Raw genomic sequence first — 24,981 nt, forward strand, 5'->3', positions numbered from 1 at the left:
GCGCTCGCCGCCGGGGCCTCCCTCCTGGCGCTGGCGGGAGCCCCGGCTCCCGCGAAGGCGCAGACGCTGCTGAACGTCTCGTACGACCCGACCCGCGAGCTGTACCGGGCGATCGACGCGGCCTTCGCCAAGGAGTGGAAGGCCAAGACCGGCGAGACCGTGACGGTGCGCGCCTCGCATGGCGGCTCCGGCGCCCAGGCCCGCTCGGTGATCGACGGCTTGCCGGCCGACGTGGTGACGCTGGCGCTCGCCAGCGACATCGACGCCATCGCGGCCCGCTCGAAGAAGCTGCCGGCCGACTGGCAGAAGCGCCTTCCGAACAACTCGACGCCCTACACCTCGACCATCGTGTTCCTGGTCCGCAAGGGCAACCCGAAGGCGATCAAGGACTGGGACGACCTGGTGAAGCCGGGGATCCAGGTCATCACCCCGAACCCGAAGACCTCGGGCGGCGCGCGCTGGAACTACCTCGCGGCCTATGCCTACGCGTTGTCGAAGAACAACAACGACGACGCCAAGGCGAAGGACTTCGTCACCGCCCTGTTCAAGAACGTGCCGGTGCTCGACACCGGTGCGCGCGGCGCCACCACCACCTTCGTGCAGCGGGGCTTGGGCGACGTGCTGATCGCCTGGGAGAACGAGGCGTTCCTGGCCGACGAGGAATTCGGCAAGGGCAAGTTCGACATCATCGTCCCCTCGATCTCGATCCTGGCCGAGCCGCCGGTCGCTCTCGTCGACGCCAATGTCGATCAGAAGGGCACCCGCAAGCAGGCCGAGGCCTATCTGCAGTTCCTCTACACGCCCGAGGCGCAGAAGATCATCGCCAAGAACTTCTACCGCCCGCGCGACGAGGCGGCGGCGGACAAGGCGGATCTCGCCCGCTTCCCGAAACTGAAGCTCGTCACCATCGACGACACCTTCGGCGGCTGGGCCAAGGCCCAAAAAACCCATTTCGACGATGGCGGCGTGTTCGACGCCATCCTGAAAGCCCGTCAATGAGCAACGCCGCGGCCCTGCCCGCGGGGCGGGCCGCGTCCCGCTTCCGGCGACCGAGCGCGCTCCCGGGATTCCGCCTGACCTTCGGGATCACGCTCACCTACCTGACCCTGATCGTCCTACTGCCGCTGGCGGTGCTGCTGCTGCGCGCCGCCAGCGTCGGCCCGGCCGGGCTGTGGGACCTGATCACCGATTCCCGCAACCTCGCGGCGCTCAAGACCTCGTTCGGCCTCTCCCTCGCGGCCGCCGCGATCGACGCGGTGTTCGGGCTCCTGATCGCCTGGGTGCTGACCCGCTACCGGTTTCCCGGGCGGCGGATCATCGACGCGCTCGTCGACCTGCCCTTCGCGCTGCCGACGGCGGTGGCCGGCATCGCGCTCGCCAGCCTGTATGCGCCGAACGGCTGGCTCGGCGAGCCGCTGATGAGCCTCGGGATCAAGATCGCCTACACGCCGCTGGGCATCCTGGTGGCGCTCGTCTTCGTCGGCCTGCCGTTCTGCGTCCGCACGGTGCAGCCGCTGGTGGCCGAGATCGACAAGTCGAGCGAGGAGGCCGCCGCCATCCTCGGCGCCTCGCGTTTCCGCGCCGTCGTGACGGTGATCCTGCCGCCGCTGATCCCGGCGATGCTCACGGGCTTCGCATTAGCCTTCGCTCGCGCCGTCGGCGAGTACGGCTCGGTGATCTTCGTCGCCGGCAACCTGCCCTACGTCTCGGAGATCGCCCCGCTGCTGATCGTGATCAAGCTCGAGGAGTTCAACTATGCGGGTGCCACGGCGATCGCCGCCGTGATGCTGCTGATGTCGTTCGCCGCGCTGCTCGTCATCAACCTCGTCCAGGACTTCAGCCGCCGCAGGTTCGGCCATGTCTGAGAGCACCGTCCCGTCCATCCGCCCTCCGGTCCACCGCGGCCCGCATGCGGCACTGACTGAGCCGCGCCCGGTCCGGATCGCGCTGATCCTCCTCGCCGTGGCCTTCCTGGCCCTGTTCCTGCTGCTGCCGCTCGCCGTCGTCTTCGTCGAGGCGCTGAGCAAGGGGCTGGGGGCCTATCTCGCCACCTTCGCCGAGCCGGACGCGCAAGCCGCGATCCGCCTCACGCTCCTCGTCGCGGTGATCGCGGTGCCGCTCAACGTCGTGTTCGGGCTGTGCGCCTCCTGGGCCATCGCCAAGTTCCAGTTCCGCGGCCGTAACCTGCTCATCACCCTCATCGACCTGCCGTTCTCGGTCTCGCCGGTCGTGGCGGGCCTGATCTACGTGCTGATCTTCGGGGCGCAGGGGCTGCTCGGCCCGTTCCTCAACCGGCACGGGATCGAGATCATCTTCGCGGTGCCGGGCATCGTGCTCGCCACCGTGTTCGTCACCTTCCCGTTCGTGGCCCGCGAGCTGATCCCCTTGATGCAGGACCAGGGCACCACCGACGAGGAGGCCGCGTTGACCCTCGGCGCGAGCCCGTGGCGGATGTTCCGCACCGTGACGCTGCCGAACGTGCGCTGGGCGCTGCTCTACGGCGTGCTCCTGTGCAATGCCCGGGCGATGGGCGAGTTCGGCGCCGTCTCGGTCGTCTCGGGCCGGATCCGGGGGCTCACCAACACCATGCCGCTCCACGTCGAGATCCTGTACAACGAGTACAATTACGTGGCGGCGTTCGGGATCGCCTCGCTTCTGGCGCTCCTCGCGCTCGTCACCCTGGCGGGCAAGTCTTTCCTGGAATGGCGCCATGCCGATGCGCTGGCTGGACGCGGAGCCCACTGAGATGACGGCCGGATTCGCTCCCACCGCCCTGTCCCTGCGCCGCGACGCGCAGGCCCGCCCGGTCGAGGCGGCCTCCACCGAGCGCCTGCGCCAGGCCGGCACCTCCGTGCGGGTCGACGGCATCGTCAAGCGCTACGGCGGCCCCGGGCCGGCGGCGCTCGAGGGCGTCAGCCTGGCGATCGAGCCGGGCGAGCTTCTGGCGCTTCTGGGCCCCTCGGGCTCCGGCAAGACGACGCTGCTCCGCGTCATCGCCGGCCTCGAGATCCCGGATGGCGGCCGGGTGTTCTTCGGCTCGCAGGACACCACCGACATCCCGGTCCAAAGCCGCGGCGTCGGCTTCGTGTTCCAGCACTACGCCCTGTTCCGCCACCTCACGGTGTTCGAGAACATCGCCTACGGGTTGCGCTCGCGCCCCCGGGCGCACCGCCCGAAGGAGGACGAGATCCGCCGCCGGGTCGAGCGCCTGCTGGAGCTGGTGCAGCTGCCCGACCTCGCCAAGCGCTATCCCGGCCAGCTCTCCGGCGGACAGCGCCAGCGGGTGGCGCTCGCCCGGGCGCTGGCGGTCGAGCCCTCGGTGCTGCTCCTCGACGAGCCGTTCGGCGCCCTCGACGCCCAGGTGCGCAAGGACCTGCGCCGCTGGCTGCGCGAGATCCACCGCGAGACCGGCCAGACCACGATCTTCGTCACCCACGACCAGGACGAGGCGCTGGAGCTCGCCGACCGGATCGCGATCCTCAACAAGGGCCGCATCGAGCAGGTCGGCGCGCCGCACGAGGTCCAGGACCACCCGGCCTCGCGCTTCGTGATGTCCTTCGTCGGCGAGACCGCCCGTCTGCCGGCCGAGGTCGCGGACGGCGAGGTCCGGGTCGCCGGCCGCCCGGTGATCGCCGCGGAACCCGGCTGGCCGCAAGGACCGGTCGACCTCTGCCTGCGGCCCTGGGACCTCACGGTCGGGCAGGGGGCCGGCACGCTCCCCGGCACCGTGCGCGAGTGGCGCCGCACCGGGCGCGGCACCGTGGCGGAGATCCTCCTCGATGGGGCCGAGGCGCCGGTCGAGGTGAAGGTGACGGACGTCTACGAGCCGGGCGACCGGGTGGCGCTGGCGGTCGGCGCGGCGCGGGTGTTCGCGCGGGGGTGAGGGCGAGGGGCGGTCGGGGCTCTCTCCTCGGCCGCCGAGAAGCCTGGACCACGTGTGGGAATCCGTCCGCTCCGTCGTTGGAACTCCACGCCCTTTCCCGGACGACTGCAGCGAAGCGGAAGGAGATCCGGGAAGGGGGACGGTGTCAAAAACGATGCCGCGACACGATCATCCGCAGCATCGCTCAGTGTCTCGCTAACGCCGCACCCGCCGGCTCCGCGCCTCCTGCGCGAACGCATCCTCCTGCGTCTGCAGCCGCTCCACGAACACCGTCGCTGCCCGGGCGATGTGCTGGCGCGACAGCCGGTCGGCGGCCTCCGCCTCGCCCGCCGCGATCGCCTCCAGGATCGCCGCGTGCTCGTCCCAGATGCGGGCCGGCATCGCCTCGTCCTCGCGCAAGACCTCGCCCATGATCCGCCGCAGGTGGTTGAAGTGCGGTGCCGCGGTCTCGACGATGATCGGGTTCCCGGCGATGTCGCCGAGGAAGCGATGGAAGGCGATGTCGGCCTCGATCAGCGCCGCCACCGAACCGGCCTGCACCGCCGCACGCCCCGCCGCCACCAGGGGAGGGCCTTCTCGGCCAGCCCGGGCGGCATTGCGCTCGGCGGCGAGCCGGCTCGTCAGGCCCTCGAGCACCCCGCGCACCTCGTAGAGGTTCTGCACGAACGCGGCTTCGAGCGGTGCCACCACCAGGCCGCGGCGCGGCGCGTCGCGCACGATGCCGTGGTTGCGCAACAGCAGCAGCGCCTGCTGCACCGGCTGGCGCGACACCCCGTAGGCCTCCGCCAATTCGTCCTGGATCAGCCGGGTGTTGGGCGGCAGCCGCCCCTCGGTGATCTCGCTGAAGATCGCGCCGTAGACCTGCTCGACGAGCCGATGGCGCGTCAGCTGGCGGGCGTCAGTCTCGCTGATCATGGCCGGACCCCCTTCACGCAAAAACTCGTCCCCGACGTGTTGCGCAAACCGGAGGCGCGTGCAATACCGAATTCGAAATTCGAATTCTGAATTCAAAGAGTGTCGCAGCGGGATGGTCCCGGAACGACGGCACCGGGATTCAGTCGAGGGAGAAACGCCATGGACGACCCGCGCTCGACGCGCCTTCACCGGCGGCACCTGCTGGCATCGAGCCTCGGTGCCGCCGCAGCCTTGGCGGCCGGGTTTCCCCGGCCGGCCCTGGCACAAGGCCAGAAGCTCACCTTCAAGCTCGGCACCGACCTGCCGGTGCCGCATCCGGTCAACGTGCGCCTCAAGGAGGCGATCGCGGCGATCGCCAAGGACACCAACGGCGCCGTCGAGATCAGCCTGTTCCCGTCGAACCAGCTCGGCAGCGACTCGGACATGCTGTCCCAGATCCGCTCGGGCGCCCTCGAACTCGCGACCTTCCCGGGCACCGTGGTCTCGACCCTGGTTCCGGCGACCTCGCTCACCGGCATCGGCTTCGCCTTCACGAGCTACGACAAGGTCTGGGCCGCGATGGACGGCGAGGTCGGCGGCTATATCCGCCGGTCGATCGAGAAGGCGAACCTCGTCCCGTTCGAGACGACCTGGGACAACGGCTTTCGCCAGATCACCACCAGCACCAAGCCGATCCTGACCCCGGCCGACCTCAAGAACTTCAAGATCCGGGTGCCGGTGGTGCCGCTCTGGGTCTCGATGTTCTCGGCGCTGGGCGCTAGCCCGGTCAGCATCCCGCTGAGCGAGGCCTATTCGGCGCTCCAGACCCGGATCGCCGACGGGCAGGAGAACCCGCTGGCGCTGATCAACTTCGCCAAGTTCTACGAGGTGCAGAAATACTGCTCGCTCACCAACCACGCCTGGGACGGGTTCTGGATGATGGCGAGCGGTCGCGTCTGGAAGGGCGTGCCGTCGGACGTGCGGGCCATCATGCAGAAGCACCTCAACGCCGCGGCGTTGCGGGAGCGCGACGACATCGCCCAGGCCAACCGCGACACCCAGAAGGAATTGGAGGGGCGGGGCCTGGTGTTCAATGCCACCGAGCCGGCCGCCTTCCAGGGCGCGCTGAAGGCGACGAAGTTCTACGGCCAGTGGCGCGAGAAGTTCGGGCCGGAGGCCTGGGCGCTGGTGCAGCAATATGCCGGGGATATCGGCTGAGCACGATCACGAGAGTCCACCGACGGGCTTGAGCTTCACTGCGTCATCCCGGGGCTCGGCGCCGCCGGGAACCCGGGATCCATCACCGCCGACGTGGCCGAACGAGGCGACGATCGTTCCGCATCGTCCTGGTTCGTCGGCGATTATGGATCCGGGGTTCCGCTGTCGCGGCCCCGGGGACGACCCGGAGGATGGCACGCCCGTCGAGAGCGCCGACAACGTCTTGCGCCGAACGAGGACACGAGGACGACCACGATGAGGGATGTGCTCACGCCCGGGCAGATGCTCGCCGTCCAGGCCCGCCTGCAGCCCGACCGGATCGGCGCGCGCGACCTCGAGCGCGAGATGACCTTCCGGCAGTGGAACGCCCGCGCCTGCCGCCTGGGCAACGGCCTCCTGGGCCTCGGCCTGAGGAAGGGCGACCGGGTGGCGGTGCTGGCCTACAATTGCGTCGAGTGGCTGGAGCTCTACGCCGCCATGGCGAAGGCCGGCCTCGTCGCGGTGCCGATCAACTTCCGGCTGGTCGGGCCGGAGGTGCGCTACATCCTGGAGGATGCCGAGGTGTCGGCCCTGATCCTCCAGGATGAACTGGCCGGCACGATCGAGGAGATCCGCGCCGACCTGCCGATCGCCGAATCCCGGGTGGTGTGGTTCGGAGCCGAGCCGTGCCCGGCGGGCTTCTCGTCCTACGAGGACCTGATCGCCAGGGCGCGGGAGGACGAGCCCGGCACCGCCATCGATCCGGCGGACCCGTGGATGCTGATGTACACCTCGGGCACCACCGGCAAGCCCAAGGGGGCGATCCGCTCGCATCGCGGCGCCGCCATGCTGTCGCTGATCACCGAGATCGAACTCGGCATCCACCGGCGCGATTCGGCTTTGCTGGTCATGCCGCTCTGCCACGCCAACTCGCTCTACTTCTTTGGGGCGTTCAGCTATTGCGGCGGCGTCACCAGCGTCTACTCGCGCAAGAGCTTCGACCCGGAGCATTGCGTGCGGGCCCTCGCCGAGGGGGGCGCGTCCTTCACCTCGCTGGTGCCGACCCACTACGCGATGATGCTGTCCTTGAGCCGCGCGGCGCGGGACCGCCACGACCTCACCCGCATCACCCGCCTGATGATCTCCTCGGCCCCGGCGAGGCCCGACACCAAGCGGGCGGTGATGGAGTTCTTCCCGAATTCCGGCCTCTACGAGTTGTACGGCGCCACCGAAATCGGCTGGGCGACGATGCTGCACCCGCCCGAGCAGTTCACCAAGCTCGGCTCGGTCGGCCGCGAATGCGTCGGCTCGGCGCCGATCAAGCTGCTGGACGAAGCCGGCCACGAGGTGCCGGACGGCGAGGCCGGCGAATTGTTCTGCTCGAATCCCTACCTGTTCGACGGCTACTGGAAGCTGCCGGAGAAAACGAAGGAGGCGTTCCGCGGCGAATACTGCACCGTCGGCGACATGGCCCGGCGCGACGCCGACGGGTTCATCCACCTCGTCGACCGCAAGAGCAACATGATCATCTCCGGCGGCGAGAACATCTACCCGTCCGAGGTCGAGGCGCTGCTCGGCGGCCATCCGGCGGTGCACGACGTCGCGGTGGTCGGGCTGCCGGACGAGACCTGGGGCGAGCGCGTCCACGCCGTCATCGTGCTGCGCGACGGCGCCGCGGCCAGCGAGGGCGAGATCCTCGGCTGGTGCAAGGACCGGCTCGCCGGCTTCAAGCGCCCGCGCACGGTCTCGTTCATGGCCGACGAGGCGATGCCCCGGACCGCGACGGGGAAGACCCTGCACCGGAAGCTCAAGGAGCGGCTGGTGCGGGGGGAGGGGTAGTTCGCCGAGGTATCCCCTAGGATTGTGAGGCGCGGGATCCCCTCTCCCACTCGGGAGAGGGGGGAGACGCTGCGAAGGCGCGAACAACAACACGAACGGGAGGGAAACCCATGAGCCAGCAGGCCACCGTCCAGGACCTCAACGCCGACGCGCAATCCTGCGCCGCCTGGATCGCCCGGTTCCTGAAGGCGCGGGGCGTCGATCGGGTGTTCGGGCTCCAGGGCGGCCACATCCAGCCGATCTGGGATCATTGCGCCCGCCTCGGCATCCGCATCGTCGACGTGCGCGACGAGGGCGCCGCCGTCCACATGGCCCACGCCCATGCGGAACTCACCGGCGAAGTCGGGGTCTGCATGGCGACCGCCGGGCCCGGGGTCACCAACTGCGTCACCGGCATCGCCAACGCCTCGCTGGCGCGGGTTCCGGTGCTGCTGATCGGCGGCTGCACCTCGCGGCCGCAGGCCAATCTCGGGCCGCTCCAGGACATCCCGCACGTCGACATCCTGCGCCCGGTCACCCGCCAGTCGCGCACCGCCCGGGTCGCCGACCAGGTGATCCGCGACCTCGACGAGGCTTGGGCCCGCGCCATGGGCGATCTCGCCGAGCCGGGTCCGGTCTACATCGAGATCCCGACCGACGTGCTGCGCGCCCACGTGCCGCCGCAGCTGGTGCTCGACGACTGGATGGCCCCCAAGGCCCCGCGCCGTCTGCCGCCCGACCCGGCCGGGGTCGCGAAGGCCGTGGACGTGCTGTGGGGGGCGAAACGCCCGCTGGTGGTGAGCGGCCGGGGCGCGAGGACCGCCGGGCCGGAGCTGGTGCGCCTCCTCGACGCCCTCGGCGCGGTCTATCTCGACACCCAGGAGAGCCGCGGCCTGGTCCCGGCCGACCATCCGGCGACGGTGGGCGCCATGCGGGCCGCGGCGATGACCGAGGCCGACGTGGTTCTGGTGATCGGCCGCAAGCTCGATTACCAGCTCGGCTACGGCTCGCCGGCGGTGTTCCCGAATGCCCGCTTCGTGCGCATCGCCGACACTGCCGGGGAACTCGTCGACAACCGCCGCGGCGAGCCGGAACTCCTCGCCACGCCCGCCCTGGCACTCTCGGCGATCGTCGATGCCGCCGGCAACCGGGCGCCCGCCCTCGACCGGGCCTGGGCGGAGGACCTGCGGGCGCGCCACGTCACGCGCTCGACCGGCGGAAGCGTGCCGCAGACCGGCGAGGACGGCCGCGTCCACCCGGCGGCGATCTTCGCGGCGATCCGGCAGGTCGCGTCCCCCGACTACATCGCGGTGGCGGATGGCGGCGACCTGCTCAGCTTCGCCCGGGTCGGCCTCGAGGCGCGGACCTACCTCGATGCCGGCGCCTTCGGCTGCCTCGGAATCGGCGTGCCCTACGCCACCGCGGCCTCGCTCGCCTTCCCCGACCGGCAGGTGATCTGCGTCACCGGCGACGGCGCCTTCGGCATCAACGCCATGGAGATCGACACGGCGGTGCGCCACGGGGCGAAGCCGGTCATCATCGTGTCGAACAACGCCGCCTGGAACATCGAGCGCTACGACCAGGAGTTCAATTACGGCGGCCGGGTCGTCGGCACGCTGCTGGCCGATTCCGACTACGCCGCCATGGCCCGGGCGCTGGGCGCCCATGGCGAGCGGGTCGAGCGGGCGGAGGATCTCGCCCCGGCGATCGCGCGGGCGCTTGCCGCCGACGCCCCGGCGCTGATCGACGTGACGACCTCGCAGGTCGCGGTGTCGTCGGATGCCCGCAAGGGGCTGGGCTTCGTGCCCGACTACCAGCCGCTCACCGCCTGGGACGATGCCGAACGGCGGCGGCGCGGGGAGACCGTTTGACGCCGTTTCCGGACGTTCGCGTCGGGCACACCGCATCGTCGCCGGCGAACGGACTCGCTCGCCGGCGCTGCCCGGGCCCGGACGGGCGGCGGCGACGGGGCCCCGCCCTCAGCTCAGCCGTCGCCGGCGCTCGGCCTCCATCACCCCGGTCAGCTCGCGGCCGAGCTCGATCAGCACCATGTCGACGAGCTTGAGCAGGAAGGGCCGGCGCGCCTCGCGCACGGCCTGGCGGGCCGCGATGCAGAGGTCGGTCGCCCGCTCCAGCGGATGGTCGGCCCCCTCCGCCGGGTGGCTCGTCAGCCCCCCGACGGGCTTTCGGTCGGTGATGTCGACGATGATCCCGTGGGCGCGGCGCGGATGCCCCGCCGCGTCGAGATAGACATGGGCGCGCTCGAGGACCCGGCGGATCGACCCGTCGCACGGGCAGGTCCGGTACTCGGCGACGAAGAGACCACCGGTGGCGACCGTGGCGCGGAACTGCGACGCCACCGTCTCCCGGTCGCCCGGGTGGATGCCGACCTCGAACGCCTCGACCGGCCGGCCGGTCTGGCCCTGGTCCGGGTCGAGCCCGAACAGGAAGGCTGCCGCATCGTCGGCATAGACCCGATCGGCCGGGATGTCCCAGACCCAGCTGCCGGTCAGGTCGGTGAAATCGGCCGCCACGCGGGCGGGCGACGGCGGCTGTAGCACGCGGTCCGGCCTTGGCACCCGCCACCTCCGCTTCCCGAATTGCACCCCGAGGCAATCGGTTCAGAAGAACACGCGGAAGTGGTAGCCGGACTACGCCTTCGTGATCAAGTTGGACCTTCCGGCGACGGAGGCGCCAAGCCCCCGCTCCGAGCGGCGCTCATCGGCCCGGGCTGCGCTCGGGCGGCGGCCGATAGGCCTCCGGTGGCAGGTCGCGCGACAAAGTCTCGCCGGTGCCGCGGCCGGGGACGGCGTTCGGGGCGGGGCTCGGCGTCGGGGTACCGCCGGGAGGCTCGGCGGGCTGGGGACCGTCGGTGATGTAGCGCTGGGTGCCGCTGCGGGGCGCGGCCTCGGGGGCCGGGGGGATCTCGGGCGCCCGCGGCTCCTGACTCCGCGGCGCGAGATAGCGGCGTCCGCTCTCGGCCGGCGGTATCGGAACGGTCGGGCGGCCCGGCGCCGGCTCTGCCTGCGGCCGCTCCGGCGGTGCGGGGCGTTGCGGCGCGGGCCGCTCTTGGGTGGACCGCTCTTGGGAGGGCCGTTCTTGGGAAGGGCGCTCCTGCGGCGGGCGCTGCGGCGGCGGTGCCTGGCGGGCTTCCGGGGCGGGACGGGGCGGCGGGCGCCGGCGGGGCAGCGGGGCGGGCGCCGGCCGGGCGGTCCCGTCGCCGGGCAGCGCGATCGTCAGGCGCTCGACCGCCGCCACGAGCTGGTCGAGGCTCGCCTGGGCGGTGCGGCAGAGCCGGATCCGCAGCGACAGGGCGCGGCGCGGGGCGGACGGATCGGAGACGCCGAACAGCCCGTCGCTCCTGGCGACCTGCGCACCCGCCCGCGGCCGCTCGAACCACTGCCAAGCATAGAGACAATCGAGGCCGAGCGCCAGGCCGACCGGGCCGTAGGCGTTGCGCCGCGGCGCGACCACCCGCATCGCCTCGCCGGGGAAGCGCACCGCGATCTCGCCGGCGATGCCGAACTCGCTCGGCTTGGCGAGGCGCGGCGGGAAGGCGAGGAGCAGGTCGCCGGTCTCGGTGCGTAAGGCGATCTCGGCGTGGTTGCGCCCGTCGCCGCCCTCGTAACGGATGCGCTGGTCGAAGCCGTCGCGCTGGCGCGTCTCGATCACCGCCGCGACCCGGCCGGCGCCGGGCATCCGCAGGGCCGGGACGGGCTGCGCCGAGCTCGAGGAGGAGGCGGCGGGGCCGGCGATCAGGACGAATGCGAGAAGGCGGGCGAGGGTGCGGCCGCTCACGGATAGCCTTTCTCGGAGGGGAGCGTGCGCTCGGAGGTGGTGCGGGCCGGCACCGAGAAGCGCACGCTCTCCGGCGCCGCCGACCGGGTGCGCTCGCCCTGCTGGTCCTGCCACAGGGTCCCGGGCGGGGGTACGCCTAAGCCCTCCGGCTTGTCGAGGCCGTTATAGCCCGGCAGCAGCGCGTAGCCGTAGCGCTCGTAGGGCATCGCCCCCGCGCCGGGGACCCGGCGCGCCACCAGCGGCGGGGCCGGCGTCGCCGGCTCGCGGGCATACGTTCCGGCGGCCGGGGCCGGCAGGCCGGCAGGCGGGTATCGCAGGGGATTGTCGAGGGGCACCGCCAGGGGGAACTCGCCGCGCTGGACCGCCGCCGGCACCGCCTCGGCCCGGCCGCCGGCGCCCGGTGCGTCCGGCCGCGGCACGCGGCCGTAGGAGGCTTGCGGCGCCGGCTGCTCCGGCCGCGGGGCGCCGGCCGGCGGCGCGGTCGTCCGTCCGGCCGGGGCGGTGGGAGGCGCCGCCTGCACCGCGCAAGGGAGCGGCGGCCCGCCCTGGCTCTCGCGGAACAGCAGCTCGACCACCTTCGGGAACAGCCCGTCGTAGCGGTTGACCACCTCGAGTGCGGGGCGCTGGCGCTTGAGCCGCTGCAGGGTCAGGGCGTAGCCGAACACCGTGCTCTCGCTCGGCATCCAGGCCACGGCGCGCTGGAACCATTCGAGGGCGGCGTCGAACTGGCAGGAATTGTAGGCGTACCAGGCCAGGCCCTGCGCGCCCTCGCCGGAGGCAGTGGCGTTGACGACCCGGGCGTAGCGCTCGATCCGGGCCGGCTCGATGAAGGGCGGGCTCGCCAGCGTCAGCTTGCGCTCGAGGAGATCGACGAACAGCAACTCGTTGCCGACGAAGCGGTCGCGCCACGCATAGGCCACCTCCTCGGCCTCGCGCATCATGTTGAGCTCGCGCAGGGTATGGGCGAGGCCGTGCGCCACCATGGCGTCGCCGCCGCGGGCGATCGCCTGCTTGAACCATTCCAGCGCCTCGCGGAACTGGCGCCGCTTGTAGGCGTACCAGCCGAGCAGCCCGGTCTGGCTCGGCTCGGCGGTCTTGCGGGCATAGGCCTGGAAGGCGGTGAGGTCGGCGAGCGTCGGGGTCTGGGCCGGCTCGTCGTGCAGGAAGGCGGCGATGCGCGCCCGGGTGATGTCGAGGCGGATCGGGTCGAATTCCGATTGCCCGGCCTGATCCTGGCGGCCCGGCTCTTGTCTGCCCATGGCGATCAGGCGCTCGGCCTGGTCCATCCTGAGACGGGCCATCGCCTTCTGGATCGTGGCGAGGCGCGCGCCCGCATCAGCATTGCCGTCGAGGACCGATTTGTAGAGCGTGAAGGCGTCCTCGGTCGCGCCGGTGGCCGCCAGCCCGTCGGCGATGGTCCAGATGCTCTCGACATCGGCCGGGTCGAGGGCGCCCGGATCGCCGCGGTAGAGGGCGACGATCTCCTCGGGGGTCTTCCCCGACGCCGCCGCGACGCTGGAGCGGAACTCGGCCCGGCGCAGCTTGCGCGCCAGTTCCTCGGAGGGCTGCCAGGCCGGATCGAGGGAGTGGCGGGCATTGATCGCGGCGCGCAGGTCCTGCAGGCGGCCGGCGGTGAACAGGTCCCAGAGCGGCGCCTCCTCGGGCGGGCTCGGCTGCAGGCTGTCGAGGTCCGGCGGCTCGGTCCAGCCCGGATAGAGCCGCTTCAGGCGGGCGATCTCCGCCTTCATCCGGGCGGTCTGCTTCTGCGAGGCGTAGTAGCGCAGCGCGCTCTCGTCGACCATGCCCGGGGCGCGGGAGGTCTCGGGCTCGACCATGATCGCCGGCGCCCGCGCCCCGTCGCCATAGACGATTCGGGGGGCCGCCGGGTCGGGCGCCTGCGCGAGGGCGGGCGCTGCTGCGAGCGCGAGCAGGAAGGCGAGGGGCTTGGTCACGATCTGAGGCATGAGGAGTATCGCATCCGGGCCGCGACCAGGGCGAGGAGGTGGAGCGTGGTGGGATAGTAGTTCTGTCCGTCCTGCACGCTGCGGAGGCCCTCCGGGAACGGCGTGCCGTCCTGCGCGCAGGCGAGGAGGGCGGGGAGCGCGGTGTAGCCCGGCTCGGTCAGCCACTCGACCGGGCGGCCGTCGCCGGTATCGACGATCGGCAGGCGCTCGCGGTCGATCCCGCCCCACAGGGTCCGGAACGGCGCGTAATCCTCCGGCCGGCCGATGCCGGCCCAGGCGAGGTAGAGCGGGATCCGGATGGCGTTGTAGGAGAAGAGCGGCGGGAAGCCGTCGGCGGGACGCAACGCCTCGTCCTTGGCGGAGATCCACTCGGTCGGCAGACTGCTCGGGCCGAAGCGCGACCGGCGCAGGATCTCGACCCCGCTGCGGATCACCGAGGCCCAGTCGTACTCGGGCGCCACGATCCCGAGGCGCTGGAAGGCCGGGAACACCCAGTAGGACAGGTTGACGAGCGGCCCGTCGGCGCGGTCGCGCGCCGCGAAGCCGGCCACCGCCGGCAGCACCAGGGGGCCATGGGAATCGCGGAACAGGATCGTCTTGCGGCCGAACTCGACGGCGATGCGCCGCGCGGCGGTGCGGTAGGACGGCTCGCCCCAGGCCTCCGCCGCCTCGGTCAGCGCCCAGGCGACCAGGATGTCGCCGTCGGTGGCGTTGTTCATGTCGGCGACCGCCGGGCGCTGGTCCGGCGCCCAGCGCCAGGCCATCAGCTCGTCGGAGCGCACCATCAGGTTGGCGCGGGTCCAGCCCCAGATCCGCTCGAAGGCCGCGCGGTCGCCCGCCGCCACCGCCAGCAGCAGGCCGTAGCCCTGACCCTCGCTATGGCTGATCATCCCGTTGGCGGTGTCGACGACCCGGCCCTTCTCGGTGACGAACCGGGCCCGGTAGGCGCGCCAGGCGGGATCGTCGCCGAGGCTGCCGGCGAGCGCCGGCCCGGCGGCGCGGGGCGCCTCGCCCGGGGCGCCGGGCGGCGGAGCGGCGCGGGGCAGGCTCGGCACCGCGGTGGCGGGGGGCACGGGGGTGGCCTCCTGGGTCTGGGCCATCGGCGTGCCCTCGGATCCCTGCGCCGGCTGAGGAACCTGCGCGCCCGCCGGCGCCGCCGCGAGGACAAGGACGGCGCAGGCGGCGAAGCGGCTCACGAGTTCTCGCCTCACGAGTTCCTCCGTCCGAGCTGGCGCACCAGGCTGGTCGTGGCGAGCCCGAGGCAGAGCGCCATCAGGAGCGTCATCGCCACGTAGGCGCCAGGATTGAGGGAGAGCCAGGCCGCCGCGACCAGGCGCAGGTTGGCCAGACCCCGGCTCTGCGTCTCGACCAGCCCGACGCTCTTAGGCTGCACGGTGGTCAGGCTGCCGTCCGAGGCGTCGAGGAAGGCGGCCTGGCCGGACAGGCCGGTCCAGACCACCGGATCGACGAGGCAGGAGACCGAGGCCCGGAGCATCGAGGCGTTGGGGGCGGTCACCAGCACGGTGGTCTCCGCGAGCCCGCCGCCCTCGCCCTGGCCGGTCCCCTGCGCGACGATCAGCGAAGCGCGGGGATTGAGCGGCACCGCCTCGGGCGCCGGCCCGCCCATGGCCCGCGAGCCGAGGTCGCGGGCCTCCCCGGTCCAGCGGGCCAGGGCCTTCCAGGCATTGGCGAGCACGGCCGGAACGATGGCGCCGCGGGCCGAATCGTCCCAGCGGGCGACGAGGTCGGCGTCGCTGTCGTCGGGGGCCCCGGCGGGGGCCTGTGGCTGCGCCGGCGGCGCCTGCACCGAGACCGGCGTCGCCACGGGCGCCGGCGCGGCGGTGCGCAGGGGTGTCGTGAAGGCCGGAAGGGCGCAGCGCATCGGCAGGTTGCGGCGCAAGCGGTCGAGGGTGACGACGCCCTCGGCCCCGAACGGGCCGGGGGTGGCCACGGTCTCGGCCCGGCCCTCCCAGATGCTCCGGACCTGGCCCGGATCGAGGCCGACCGAGTCGAGGGCGGCGGGGGTCAGGGCGCGGACCGGGGCGACGACGAGCCGGGCGCCGCCGCCCGCGGCACGGTCGTCGCTGCCGATCTCGAAATCGATCACCCGCCCGGCCGCGAGGGCGAGGCGCGCCGCCAGGGTCGCGGCGGCGGAGGTGGAATCCCGGTCGGGGGTCGGCAGGACCAGGCGCGGGCGGGGCCCCTGAGCCGCAGGGTCCGGGGTCAGGAACGGCACCGCGCCGGCCTTGACCGCGGCGAGGTCGGGGCTGCGCACGGCGCGGGCCAAGGCCGGCAGGTCGAGGCGGGTGCGGTCGAGGAACAGGAAGCGGGCACGCCGGGCGCCGGGGGCCAGGGTGTCGCAGGTCCGGTCGGCGGCGGTGGGGAGCTGGGCGCTGATCTCGACCCGGTTGAGGCCCGGCCGCCACAGGCTCAAGGGGAGCGGGATCGCACTGTCGGTGAAGACCTCGCCACGGCTGTAGGGCAGCGGCACGCTCGCGGCGTTGCGGCCGTTGATGTCGACGACGATCTGGGCGCTCGATTCGAGCCCCGCCGCGTAGCCGCCGGCGAGGTGCAGCATCGCCTTGCCGTAATCGGCCGGGACGAAATCGGCCGGGAACCGCACCTCGAAGCCGACCCGCAGGAGCCGGCCGTTGAACTCGCGGCTCGTCACCCCGAGCTGGTCGAGCGTCAGGCTCTCGCCGCCCCGCACCGGATAGCCCCGGGCCAGCTCGGCGGCCCGCGCGCCCGCCGGCGTGCCGCCGGTGTCGCCCGCGGCGGCCAAGGTCTGGACGGCCTGGCGGATATCGGCCGCGCTCGCGCCGGTCACGACGAGAACGGGCGCGCGGCTGCCGCGGGGGGCCAGCAGCGCGACCCGGGGCCCGGTGATCGGCCCCAGCTCCTCGACGCCCTCCGTGCCGCGAATCTCCGCGGCGGTGCCGACGAGGAGGTTGAGACCTGCGCGGCCCATGAGCGGCGCCCCGAAGGTCACCGCCGGACGGGCGAGCCGCCCGACGAGGGCCACCGCCTGCACGGCGCCGATCATCCGCTCGAGCCGCTCCGGGCTCGGCCGCTCGGCGAGCAGCACCGCGACCGGCAGCGCGCCGCTCTCGTCGGGCTCGAGCGCCGCCAGGGACTTGAGGTCGAGGTCGCCGGCCTGCGCCACGACGAGGCCGGAGCGCGACGGGTCGATCTGGGTCCACAGCTCGTAGGTCGCCCCGGTCGAGCAATCGACCCGGTGGCGCTGGCTCGCGGCGAGCACCACCGCGTTGTAGCCGGGCTTCAGCAGGCCCTCGGGCAGGGGAAATTCCACGACCTTCACGGCGCCGGGCGCCTGGATCCGGGTCCAGCCCACCTTGGTGCCGTTGACGCTGCCCGACAGTTCGGAGGCCTCCGGCGCGACCGAGATCGCCGAGAGGTAGGAGACGCGCAGCTTCGTCTGTCCGCGCGCCTGCGCCTCGGTCAGGTAGACCGGGAATGGCAGCGCATCCTCCTCGCCGGCGAGGCGGTAGCCCCGCGTGTCCGCGGGAAACCGCCGCGCCGCCGCCACCGCCGCGGTCAGCGGCACGCCGCGCCGGGCCGGGTCGGCCTCCGGGGCCGGCGGCTTCTGCGGCGCCGGCCGCAGGGGCTCGCCGGCGGGCGGCAGGGTCAGGCGCTCGGCCGGGCCGGTGCCGAGGAAGCTCTGGGCCAGGGCCGGGGTGGCGAGGAAGGCGAGGACGCCGGCGACGCGGGCCACCGCACGCACCCGCGCTGTCACGAGGGGATCGCGGCGGAAACCGCCTGGACGCCGCAGGATCATCGCAGCCTCACGCCGCATCGGTGCGCCGTCCGCTCTCGGCGAGGGCGCGGTCGTTCTCGTAGTCGAGCATGAGGCGGACCCAGTCGCCGTCAGCCTCCGCCTCGGCCTGGGCCGGCGCCGGTTGAGACCGCACCGGCAGCGTCGGCCGCGCAGGAGCCGCGAGGGGCAGGTCGACCGGCTGCACCGGCGTCGGCGCGCGGTCGTCGTGAACGGGAGTCTCGGCGCTCTCGTCGTAGACCGGGGCCGCCGCGGCCGGGTCCTCGACCGCGGCGGGGCGGGGCACCTCGCCGGCGAGCGCGAGGCGCAGGGCGCGGAACGGCTCGGCGAGGCCCCACCAGATGAATTGCAGCGTTCCGGTGAACAGGTCCTTGTGGCGGCGCCGGCGCAGCTGGAACCGGCGCATCGCCTCGGCGTCGCCGTACATCAGGCCGGCGAGCGCGACGTAATCCTGCGGGCGCAGGGTCCCGAAGGCGAGGCGGCAGACCGCGTCGGTGCCGGCCCGGGTGACCGGGCCGAGGACCACCGGCAGGGCGCCGGCAGGGCGCGCGCCGGCGACCGGCTCGACCGTGAGCGTACCGTGGACCGGGCGGTGGCCGGCGCCGGGGGCGAGGGCGGCCGCCGGCATCCGGATCGTGCAGGCCTCGGCCGAGACCCGCTCGATCGCCACATCCACGGCCCGGCCGCCAAGGGCGACCTGGCCGCGGCGATGGATCGCCAGCGACGGCGTGCGCTCGAGCTGGCGGCGCTCGGCGCAGACCCCGAGCGCGGCGCCGGCGGTGAGCAGGTTGAAGAAGTTCCACAGGCCGACGACCAGCATCAGGTTGGTCACGCCGGGCTCGAACAGGTAGCGCCACCCCGCCACCACGCAGCCGACCAGCAGGAGGCCGTAGACCGCGAAGAACGGCAGGGTCAGCGCCGACAGGTGGTCGCGGTCGAGCGTCACGCCCTTGTCGGTGACGTTGAAGGTGGGTTTGCGCGGCGACCAGATCACCGACACGATCGCCTTCGACAGGTACAGGCCCTGGACGTACTCGTAGAGCTCGGAGACGAACGGCCAGCGGAACTTCCCGTAGACGTAGTTCTGCATCATCAGGTTGATGACGATGTAGGTTGCCGTGTAGGCGATCGATTCATCGACGCTGGCGACGAAGATCTTCAGGTCGAAGAAGATGTGCAGCAGCGGCGCGAACATGAAGGCGAGCCGCGGGATCGGGAAGAACCAGAACGTCATGCTCGACAGGTAGGCGAGCTTCTGGATCGGCTTCAGCCCCTTCTGCACGAGAGGATTCTTCAGGAGCAGGATCTGGAACATGCCCTGGCACCAGCGCGAGCGCTGGCCGATGAAAGCCGCTAGGCTCTCGGGCTGCAGGCCGGCGATCAGTGGCTTGTCGACATAGGCGCTGGTCCAGCCGGTGCCGTGGAGCCCGAGCGCGGTCTCGCAATCCTCCGTGATGGTGATGCCGGCGAATCCCCCGGCCTCGTCGAGGGCGACGCGGCGCAGCAGCGCCGCCGAGCCGCAGAAGAACGAGCCGTTCCACTTGTCGAGCCCGGCCTGCGTCACCGCGTAGAACATCTCGTTCTCGGACGGCATCCGCTCGAAGGTCTTGAGGTTGCGCTCGATCGGGTCGGGATTGAGGAAGGCGTGCGGGGTCTGGACCAGGAAGAGCTTCGGGTCCTGCGCGAAATACCCGACGGTCTCGTTGAGCAGAGAGCGGAACGGCACGTGGTCGGCGTCGAGCACCAGCACGAGGTCGCCGGTGGCGGCGGCAAGACCGTTGTTGAGGTTGCCGGCCTTGGCGTGCTCGTTGCGGGCCCGCGTCAGGTAGCGGGCGCCGAGCTCGGCGCAAAGCGCCTGCAGCTCGACCCGCCGCGCCCGTGCCGCCGCGGCCTTCTCCGGGTTCGGGTCGGCGCATTTCTGGTCGGTGCCGCCGTCGTCGAGGAGCCAGACCGTCAGCTTCTCGGGCGGGTAGTTCATCTGGCGCGCCGCCGCCAGCGTCATCGCCAGGATCCCGGCATCCTCGTTGTAGCTCGGCACGAAGACGTCGACACGGGGCAGGTCGGCGGCGGGCGCGGCCGGGGGCGGGCGCCGGCGCAGCGGCTCGGCGTTGATGATCAGGCTGACGAACAGGATGAAGACGCAGTAGAGTTCGCAGAGCAGCAGCAGCAGGCCGAAGCCGAAGCTGACCGGATCGCCCGGCGAGGGCAGGGTGTCGGTCACCCGCCACAGGATGTAGCGAAGCACCACCAGGCTGCCCAGCGCCAGGAAAACGAACCGCGCCCGCGGCCCGTCGAAGGCGAGCCACAGCCCGGTCATCGCCGCCATGGCGGCGAGACTCATCGCGAGCTGGTTCTGGGTGCCGACCGGCTGGCTCAGCAGGAGGAGGCCAGCCGCCGTCGTCCCCATCCAGGCCAGCCATCGCAACGCACGCACCACGCCCGCCTCTCCAGAATCACCAGCCCCTAAGCCATCAGATTATGTCCATTTCTCGTTACGAAAGCCTGATTTCGATCAGCAACTCAAGCTGGGAATTTGCGCTATCACGCGCAAAAAGTCGCATTTGTTGGCAAATCGACGGGCCTCGCTTGGTAAAGACCATCCACAATACAGAAGGGTCGGACGAATTTTTTCCTCGAATATTCTGTTAGTGTCGAAGATCAACGGCCAGGACGAGGGCATCACGACTCTGCGAGAGTCAACCTGGAATTGCTGAAATAAACTTGGTATCAATACGGTTGTGCCATCCCATACGTCGCGCGACCCCTCGAACGAGCGGGGATGGCGGGGTTGGATCGGATAACTCGGCGATGGGCTCTGCGGCATGCGCCCGATGGGCCGGCGGAGGCCTCCGCCGTCATCCCGGCCTCACCGACCGCCCGTCGGATGCCCCGGGGCGGATCGCGGGCAACGTGCTGCGCCGCGGCGCAGGAACTCTTACGCTCGTCTCCGCAGTCAGCCCAAGAGAGTCAGGCCCCGGATCATGCCGGCTCCCGTTCCGTTGCGGACGCAAAGGGTCGTCAAGCATAATTGGCTGAGAATCAGACAGACGATGCCATCACGGAGACGATGCCGGTGCCATCAACCCGTATCAGCACCCGTCAGGGGTGGATCGCCGGTCGGCCGCGCGCCGTCATCGAAGCTGTGCAGCGGGCCTTGCTGACAGGGCTACTCATCCCCGAGCACGACCGCTGCATCTTCTTGCAAGAATTCGACGACGACGCGCTGATCACGCCTCCGACGAAAGGCCCGCAATATACGGTGATCGAGATCACGCTCTTCTCCGGGCGATCGCTGGACGCGAAGCGCCGGCTCTACCAGGCGATCTCGGACGAGCTGGCGCTCTTCGACGTCCCGGCCGCAGACATCAAGGTCGTGCTGATCGAGGTCGATCCGGAGAACTGGGGTCTGTCCGGCAAGCCGGCGAGCGAGATCGACCTTGGTTTCAAGATCGACGTCTGAGCGGTTCTCGAGCATTTTCCGACGAAGTGGATACCGGCTCATCGTAGAGAATGCTGTAAAATCGAAGACTTAGAGCGCTTCGCGATCGTGACGCGCTCTAGCTGCGTGATGGATACGCCCATGACGCCGTGAGGCCCGGCGGCAATTCATCCCCAGATTTCGCACATTCCTTTCCCGCACGGCTGAGGCGTCAGCGGAAGGAGATCCGGGATCCAGCAAAAGACGTGCCGCGCAGCGGCTTGCTATGCTGCGCCGTTGCAGACAGAGAGACGCTTCGCGGCTTTTTATGCTGGATCCCAGATCTCCTTTCACTTCGTTGCAGTCGCCCGGGAAAGGGGCAGGGGCTCACGATGGACGGCACGGGTGCCGACACCATCATGGCCGATCCGTGCGCAGCACCGAGGACGACACCGTGAGGCGTCGACCATCGGTCGACGCGATGATCGGGCCTCAGAAATTCGCCCGCGCCTCGATGCTCGAATAATAGCCCGAGCCCTGGACCCGGTCCTGGACGTAGCCCGCCGCCAGCGACATCTGCACCGGACCGAACTTCATGCCGGAGAGGTGGGCGCCGATCCGGTACTGGCGGAAGAAGTCGTCGCCGAGGAACAAAGCCTCGGGACCGATATAGACGCCGTCGGCGACCATGTAGCCGAGGCGGACGCGGGAATAATAGGCGTTGAACTTGGTCGAGTAGGAGCCGTAGGCCGACACCATGGTACGGTCGGTCGGGTTGGCGTAGAAGTTCGCCGCGACGCGCAGGCCGACACCGGTGCCGACCACCGGGTTGCCCGGATCGACGACCGAGAGCTGGTTGCTGCGGGCGTTGAAGCCGATGAAGCCGGCGAGGGCGGCGTCGCGCCAGATCCACTCGTAGCCGGCCATCACCGAGCCCTCCTCCTGGTAGCCCGTCACCCGCGAGGCGACGGCCTGGCCCGGATAGGAGTAGGTGCCGGCGATGGCCTCGACCCGCACCCGCGGCCCGCTCTGGCTCGCCGAGCCGGCGACCGGCGCCGTGACGGTGACCGAGCCGAAGGCCGAGCTGTTCGAGGTGACGCTGGTCGAGCCGTCGACGGCGATCGCCCAGCTGTCGTCGACGGCCTGCGTCTGCGCGCCGGTATACCAGTCGGCGCTCGCCGCCGCCGGGGCCCGCAGGTCGGCCGCCAGGGCCTCGCCGGACACGGCAAGGCCGGCGAGAAGGGAGAGGCCGGCGCCGAGGACGCGCCGGTTTCGATGCTGGACCGAGGCAATCAACGCCGCCTCCTCTGCAAGGTGTCGATCGAATACCCACCGATTTATGCAGGGGAACGGTTAAAATTTAGCTTTCATTCGAAGCGAAAGACGAGAGGCAATTTTTACCGAGCCAGCGCCGAGTATTCCTGTTGCTCCTTGAGCGACGGGCAGGGCCGGATCAGGCGGCGCGGTTCGCGGCCGGCGCGGCCGCGCCGAGCACGGAGGCGAGATCCTCGGGCCGGAACGGCTTGTCGAGCTGCAGGAAGCGCCGGGCCGCCGCCGGCAGCTGGCCGTGCGGGCTCGCCAGGATGACGCGGATGCCGGGATGGCGCTCGACCACGGTGGCGGCGAGCTGGAGGCCGGTCATCACCGGCATCGCCTGGTCGGCGATCATCGCGTCGAAGGCGGCATCCTGCGCCAGCAGGGCGAGCGCGTGCTCGCCGGAGGCCGCTTGGACCACCGCGTGGCCGAGTTCCCCCAAGGCTTCCGCGACGCTCGCACGCACGAGGCTGTCGCTCTCGACCAGCAGGATGCGCAAGCGCGCCTCGGCCGGGGCGGCGACCGCCTCGGGGGCGCGGGCCTCGGCGCGCAGCCAGATCTCGGCCAGGAACGCCTCCTCGCCGCGCCCGTCGCAGACGAGGCGCCAGGCGCCGCCAGCGTCGCGCACCAGCTGCGCCACGGTGTCGAGCGACCGTGGCGACGGCCGCATCACCGCGCCGGCACCCCGCCGCCCGCTGGCGAACAGGATGCGCAGGGCCGGCCCCTCCGGCATCCCGGGCAGCGGCGGCGCCCCGGCCGGGTGCGCGGCGGCGCCGATCGCGAAGCCGTGCAGGCCGAGGTCGCGGACATGGAAAGCGAGGTTGAGCAGCACCAGCTCGAGCAGCCGCTCGCCGCAGCGCGCCCGCGGCAGATCGTCGGGAATGCGGGTGACGAGAGGAGCCTCGCGCAGCACGTTCGCCTGCAGGAAGGGCAGGAACGCCGCCACGGTCGCGGCGAGATCGGACGAGGCCAGGTCAGCGCCGGAGGCGTCGCCGCCCGCGGCCTCGGTGCCGCCGCGTACCAGGCCGAGCAGGCGGCGGGTGAGCGCCGCACCGCGATGCGCGCCGGCGAGCGCCGCATCGGTCAGGGCGGCCTGGCGGGCATCGAGGGCGGTCTGGCGCCGCAGCACCCCGAGATTGGCGAGCACCACCGTCAGCACGTCGTTGAAATCGTGGACGATGCCGTCGGTGACCCGGCGCAGGACGAGGTTGCGGCGCCGTTCGTTGGCGCCGGCCGGGGTGTCGGGCGCATCCCCCTCGCGAATCGCCCGGCTGAGCGCGTGGACCCGCACCCGGCCGGCGGCATCGCGGCCGCGCAGGAACCGCACCAGCAGGCGCCCGCCCGCCTCCGACCCCGGCCCGCGCAGGCGCAAGGCGACGTCGTGCGGACCGTCGGCCGCGAGCGCCGCCGCCAGGGTGAGGTCTAGCAGGGGACGGTCGGCGGGCTCGAAGCGGGCCGCGAGGTCGGCCATGGTCGCGACGCGGTCGGCGCCCGCCAGGGTGCCGGACGGGGTGCCGGGACTTGCGCGATCCGACCACACCACCTGCCGGGTCTCGGGATCGATCTCCCAGCAGGTCCAGCCCGACATCGCCTCGAAGGTGGTGAGCCGGCCGCGGACGCGGTCGAGGCCGCTCCCGGCCCCGGCGAGCCGGGCATCGAGGCTGAGCGTCCGGTCGCGGACGGTGCCGGAGATCGCCGCGATCTCGCGCACCCGCGAGACCGGCGCCCCGTCGAGACCGTCGCCCGGAGCGTCGTCGGCCAGGCGCCGCAGCCGCGCCGAGACCCGCCCGCCGAGCGCGTAGCCGAGGCCGCCGGCGCCCAGCACCAGGGCGAGGCCGAGGGCGATCAGGCGCGGATCCGCCCCGGCCGGCGCCGCAACGGGGATCCCGGGGGCCGACGCGGTGACGAGCCAGCCGGGGCTGGCGAGGTCGCGGCTGCCGCGGGTCGGCGCGGCCTCGTGCGGGCGTGGGTCGTCGGCGGCCGGCAGGACGCCGAGAAGGGCGCGGCCATCCGCCCCGGCCACCGCGAAGCGGATCCCGTCGCGGATCGCCTCGCTTGCGCCGACGCCGCGGCGGATGCGCTCGCCGATGCCGTCGAAGAAAGCGGGTGCGGCGCGCAGCACGAGGCTGTCCGACCGGCCGGGCAGCCCGAGCGCCAGGGTCAGGGCGAAGGGCGCCTCGTCGGGACCCGCGGTGATCGCGATCTCGGCCCTGCGGGCCGGCGCCGCGGTCGCGATGCGCAGCAGCGGGGTCCCGCCGCCGGAGGCGCGCGGGGTCCCGTCCGGGGCGAGCAGCACGGCGTCGCGGTAGCGTGGATTGAGGGAAAGCCAGTCCTGCAGCCGCGCCGCGCGCCAGGCATCGGACACGCCCGAATCGTCGAGGCGCAGCAGCAGGGCGGCGTTGCGGGCGTCGCCGATCGCGGCGCCGAGCTCCTCGTCGAGGGCGTCGGCATAGGCCCGGGCGGCCTGGACGAGGGCGGGCCGCTCGGTTCCGGCCTGGCGCGGGGCGCTCGACAGCGCCCCCCCGAACCAGGCCAGCCCGAAGGCCGCCGCCGCCACCCCGGCGAGCTGGGCAGCGTTCAGCACCTTGAGCGAGATCCGGACCGAGTCCAGCATGAACAGGTTCCACCGCGCCAGCCGAGCCCCGCCCCGAAGGTGGCACCCGCGCTCTGCAACCAGGGCCGGTATCCGCTTAAGGTCGGGTTAACGCTGTTCGCTCTTGCGGCGCCGGGTCGGCGGTGGCGCGGGCCGCAAGCGCGTCCGGCCGGTGCGCGAACCCCGAGCCAACGCCCGTCTTGCGCAAGAGAAAGGGCGCCGCCGCGGGACGCAGCCGAGGCAGCCGGCTGCATGCCCGCAGCCTTCTGGACCGTGGCGGCAGCCTGCGCGTCCAGATCGTGAGACCAC

General features: G+C 72.0%; 17 protein-coding genes. 8 read left to right on the plus strand and 9 right to left on the minus strand.

Annotated elements, in window-relative coordinates:
- Positions 1-30: 30 nt before the first annotated feature.
- Genes FF100_RS37925 through FF100_RS17735 form a run of 4 tightly spaced genes read left to right on the plus strand, consistent with a single transcriptional unit; the run spans position 31 to position 3,883 of the window.
- Positions 31-999, plus strand: coding sequence for a sulfate ABC transporter substrate-binding protein (locus FF100_RS37925; RefSeq protein WP_342779011.1), 969 nt, complete (start codon positions 31-33; stop codon positions 997-999).
- On the plus strand, positions 996-1,865 hold the full coding sequence (gene cysT, locus FF100_RS17725; protein ID WP_139037003.1) for a sulfate ABC transporter permease subunit CysT: 870 nt from the start codon (positions 996-998) through the stop codon (positions 1,863-1,865). The genes FF100_RS37925 and cysT overlap by 4 nt, the downstream gene beginning before the upstream one ends.
- On the plus strand, positions 1,858-2,745 hold the full coding sequence (gene cysW, locus FF100_RS17730) for a sulfate ABC transporter permease subunit CysW (RefSeq protein WP_139037004.1): 888 nt from the start codon (positions 1,858-1,860) through the stop codon (positions 2,743-2,745). Before cysT ends, cysW begins: the two co-directional genes overlap by 8 nt.
- A gap of 1 nt (position 2,746) precedes the next feature.
- The gene (locus tag FF100_RS17735; RefSeq protein WP_139037005.1) at positions 2,747-3,883 is read left to right on the plus strand and encodes a sulfate/molybdate ABC transporter ATP-binding protein; all 1,137 of its coding nucleotides are present in this window, start codon (positions 2,747-2,749) and stop codon (positions 3,881-3,883) included.
- 195 nt (positions 3,884-4,078) lie between these two features.
- Here FF100_RS17735 and FF100_RS17740 read toward each other — a convergent pair whose 3' ends face one another.
- Entirely contained in the window at positions 4,079-4,798 is a 720-nt protein-coding gene (locus FF100_RS17740; protein WP_139037006.1) for a GntR family transcriptional regulator, read from the minus strand.
- A 159-nt stretch (positions 4,799-4,957) separates the two neighbouring features.
- Here FF100_RS17740 and FF100_RS17745 point away from each other — a divergent pair, with 159 nt between their 5' ends.
- The 3 genes from FF100_RS17745 to FF100_RS17755 all read left to right on the plus strand — a co-directional run bounded on the left by FF100_RS17745 (position 4,958) and on the right by FF100_RS17755 (position 9,663).
- A complete protein-coding gene (locus FF100_RS17745; RefSeq protein ID WP_139037007.1) occupies positions 4,958-5,995 on the plus strand; it encodes a TRAP transporter substrate-binding protein in 1,038 nt (345 codons plus the stop codon).
- 255 nt (positions 5,996-6,250) lie between these two features.
- Positions 6,251-7,813 (plus strand): class I adenylate-forming enzyme family protein, encoded by a 1,563-nt coding sequence (locus tag FF100_RS17750; RefSeq protein ID WP_139037008.1) that lies wholly within the window; start codon positions 6,251-6,253, stop codon positions 7,811-7,813.
- A 110-nt stretch (positions 7,814-7,923) separates the two neighbouring features.
- Positions 7,924-9,663, plus strand: a complete 1,740-nt coding sequence (locus tag FF100_RS17755) for a thiamine pyrophosphate-binding protein (RefSeq protein WP_139037009.1) — start codon at positions 7,924-7,926, stop codon at positions 9,661-9,663.
- 108 nt (positions 9,664-9,771) lie between these two features.
- On the opposite strand, the gene FF100_RS17760 is transcribed toward FF100_RS17755, so the two are convergent.
- The 6 genes from FF100_RS17760 to bcsA all read right to left on the minus strand — a co-directional run bounded on the left by FF100_RS17760 (position 9,772) and on the right by bcsA (position 19,754).
- The gene (locus FF100_RS17760; RefSeq protein ID WP_171070222.1) at positions 9,772-10,353 is read right to left on the minus strand and encodes a PAS domain-containing protein; all 582 of its coding nucleotides are present in this window, start codon (positions 10,351-10,353) and stop codon (positions 9,772-9,774) included.
- Positions 10,354-10,510: 157 nt separating this feature from the next.
- Positions 10,511-11,590 carry a cellulose biosynthesis protein BcsN gene (bcsN, locus tag FF100_RS17765; protein WP_139037011.1) on the minus strand — a complete coding sequence of 360 codons (1,080 nt, stop codon included), beginning with the start codon at positions 11,588-11,590 and terminating at the stop codon, positions 10,511-10,513.
- The gene (locus FF100_RS17770; RefSeq protein WP_246102138.1) at positions 11,587-13,554 is read right to left on the minus strand and encodes a hypothetical protein; all 1,968 of its coding nucleotides are present in this window, start codon (positions 13,552-13,554) and stop codon (positions 11,587-11,589) included. The genes bcsN and FF100_RS17770 overlap by 4 nt, the downstream gene beginning before the upstream one ends.
- Positions 13,539-14,654: a family 8 glycosyl hydrolase gene (locus FF100_RS17775; protein ID WP_139037079.1), complete on the minus strand. Its 1,116-nt coding sequence runs from the start codon at positions 14,652-14,654 to the stop codon at positions 13,539-13,541. The genes FF100_RS17770 and FF100_RS17775 overlap by 16 nt, the downstream gene beginning before the upstream one ends.
- Before the next feature lie 107 nt (positions 14,655-14,761).
- On the minus strand, positions 14,762-17,368 hold the full coding sequence (locus tag FF100_RS17780) for a cellulose biosynthesis cyclic di-GMP-binding regulatory protein BcsB (protein ID WP_246102139.1): 2,607 nt from the start codon (positions 17,366-17,368) through the stop codon (positions 14,762-14,764).
- Positions 17,358-19,754 carry a UDP-forming cellulose synthase catalytic subunit gene (bcsA, locus tag FF100_RS17785; RefSeq protein ID WP_246102148.1) on the minus strand — a complete coding sequence of 799 codons (2,397 nt, stop codon included), beginning with the start codon at positions 19,752-19,754 and terminating at the stop codon, positions 17,358-17,360. Before bcsA ends, FF100_RS17780 begins: the two co-directional genes overlap by 11 nt.
- 621 nt (positions 19,755-20,375) lie before the next feature.
- On the opposite strand from bcsA, the gene FF100_RS17790 reads away from it, so the two are divergent.
- Complete coding sequence (locus FF100_RS17790; protein ID WP_246102140.1) at positions 20,376-20,807, plus strand: tautomerase family protein; 432 nt, start codon at positions 20,376-20,378, stop codon at positions 20,805-20,807.
- Positions 20,808-21,257: 450 nt separating this feature from the next.
- On the opposite strand, the gene bcsS is transcribed toward FF100_RS17790, so the two are convergent.
- Together bcsS and FF100_RS17800 are read right to left on the minus strand one after the other, a co-directional pair.
- Complete coding sequence (gene bcsS / locus FF100_RS17795) at positions 21,258-21,989, minus strand: cellulose biosynthesis protein BcsS (RefSeq protein ID WP_246102149.1); 732 nt, start codon at positions 21,987-21,989, stop codon at positions 21,258-21,260.
- A gap of 229 nt (positions 21,990-22,218) precedes the next feature.
- Entirely contained in the window at positions 22,219-24,693 is a 2,475-nt protein-coding gene (locus FF100_RS17800) for a response regulator (protein WP_139037014.1), read from the minus strand.
- Positions 24,694-24,981 lie beyond the last annotated feature (288 nt).

It is taken from the genome of Methylobacterium terricola (assembly GCF_006151805.1).
Taxonomy (GTDB): Bacteria; Pseudomonadota; Alphaproteobacteria; order Rhizobiales; family Beijerinckiaceae; genus Methylobacterium; species Methylobacterium terricola.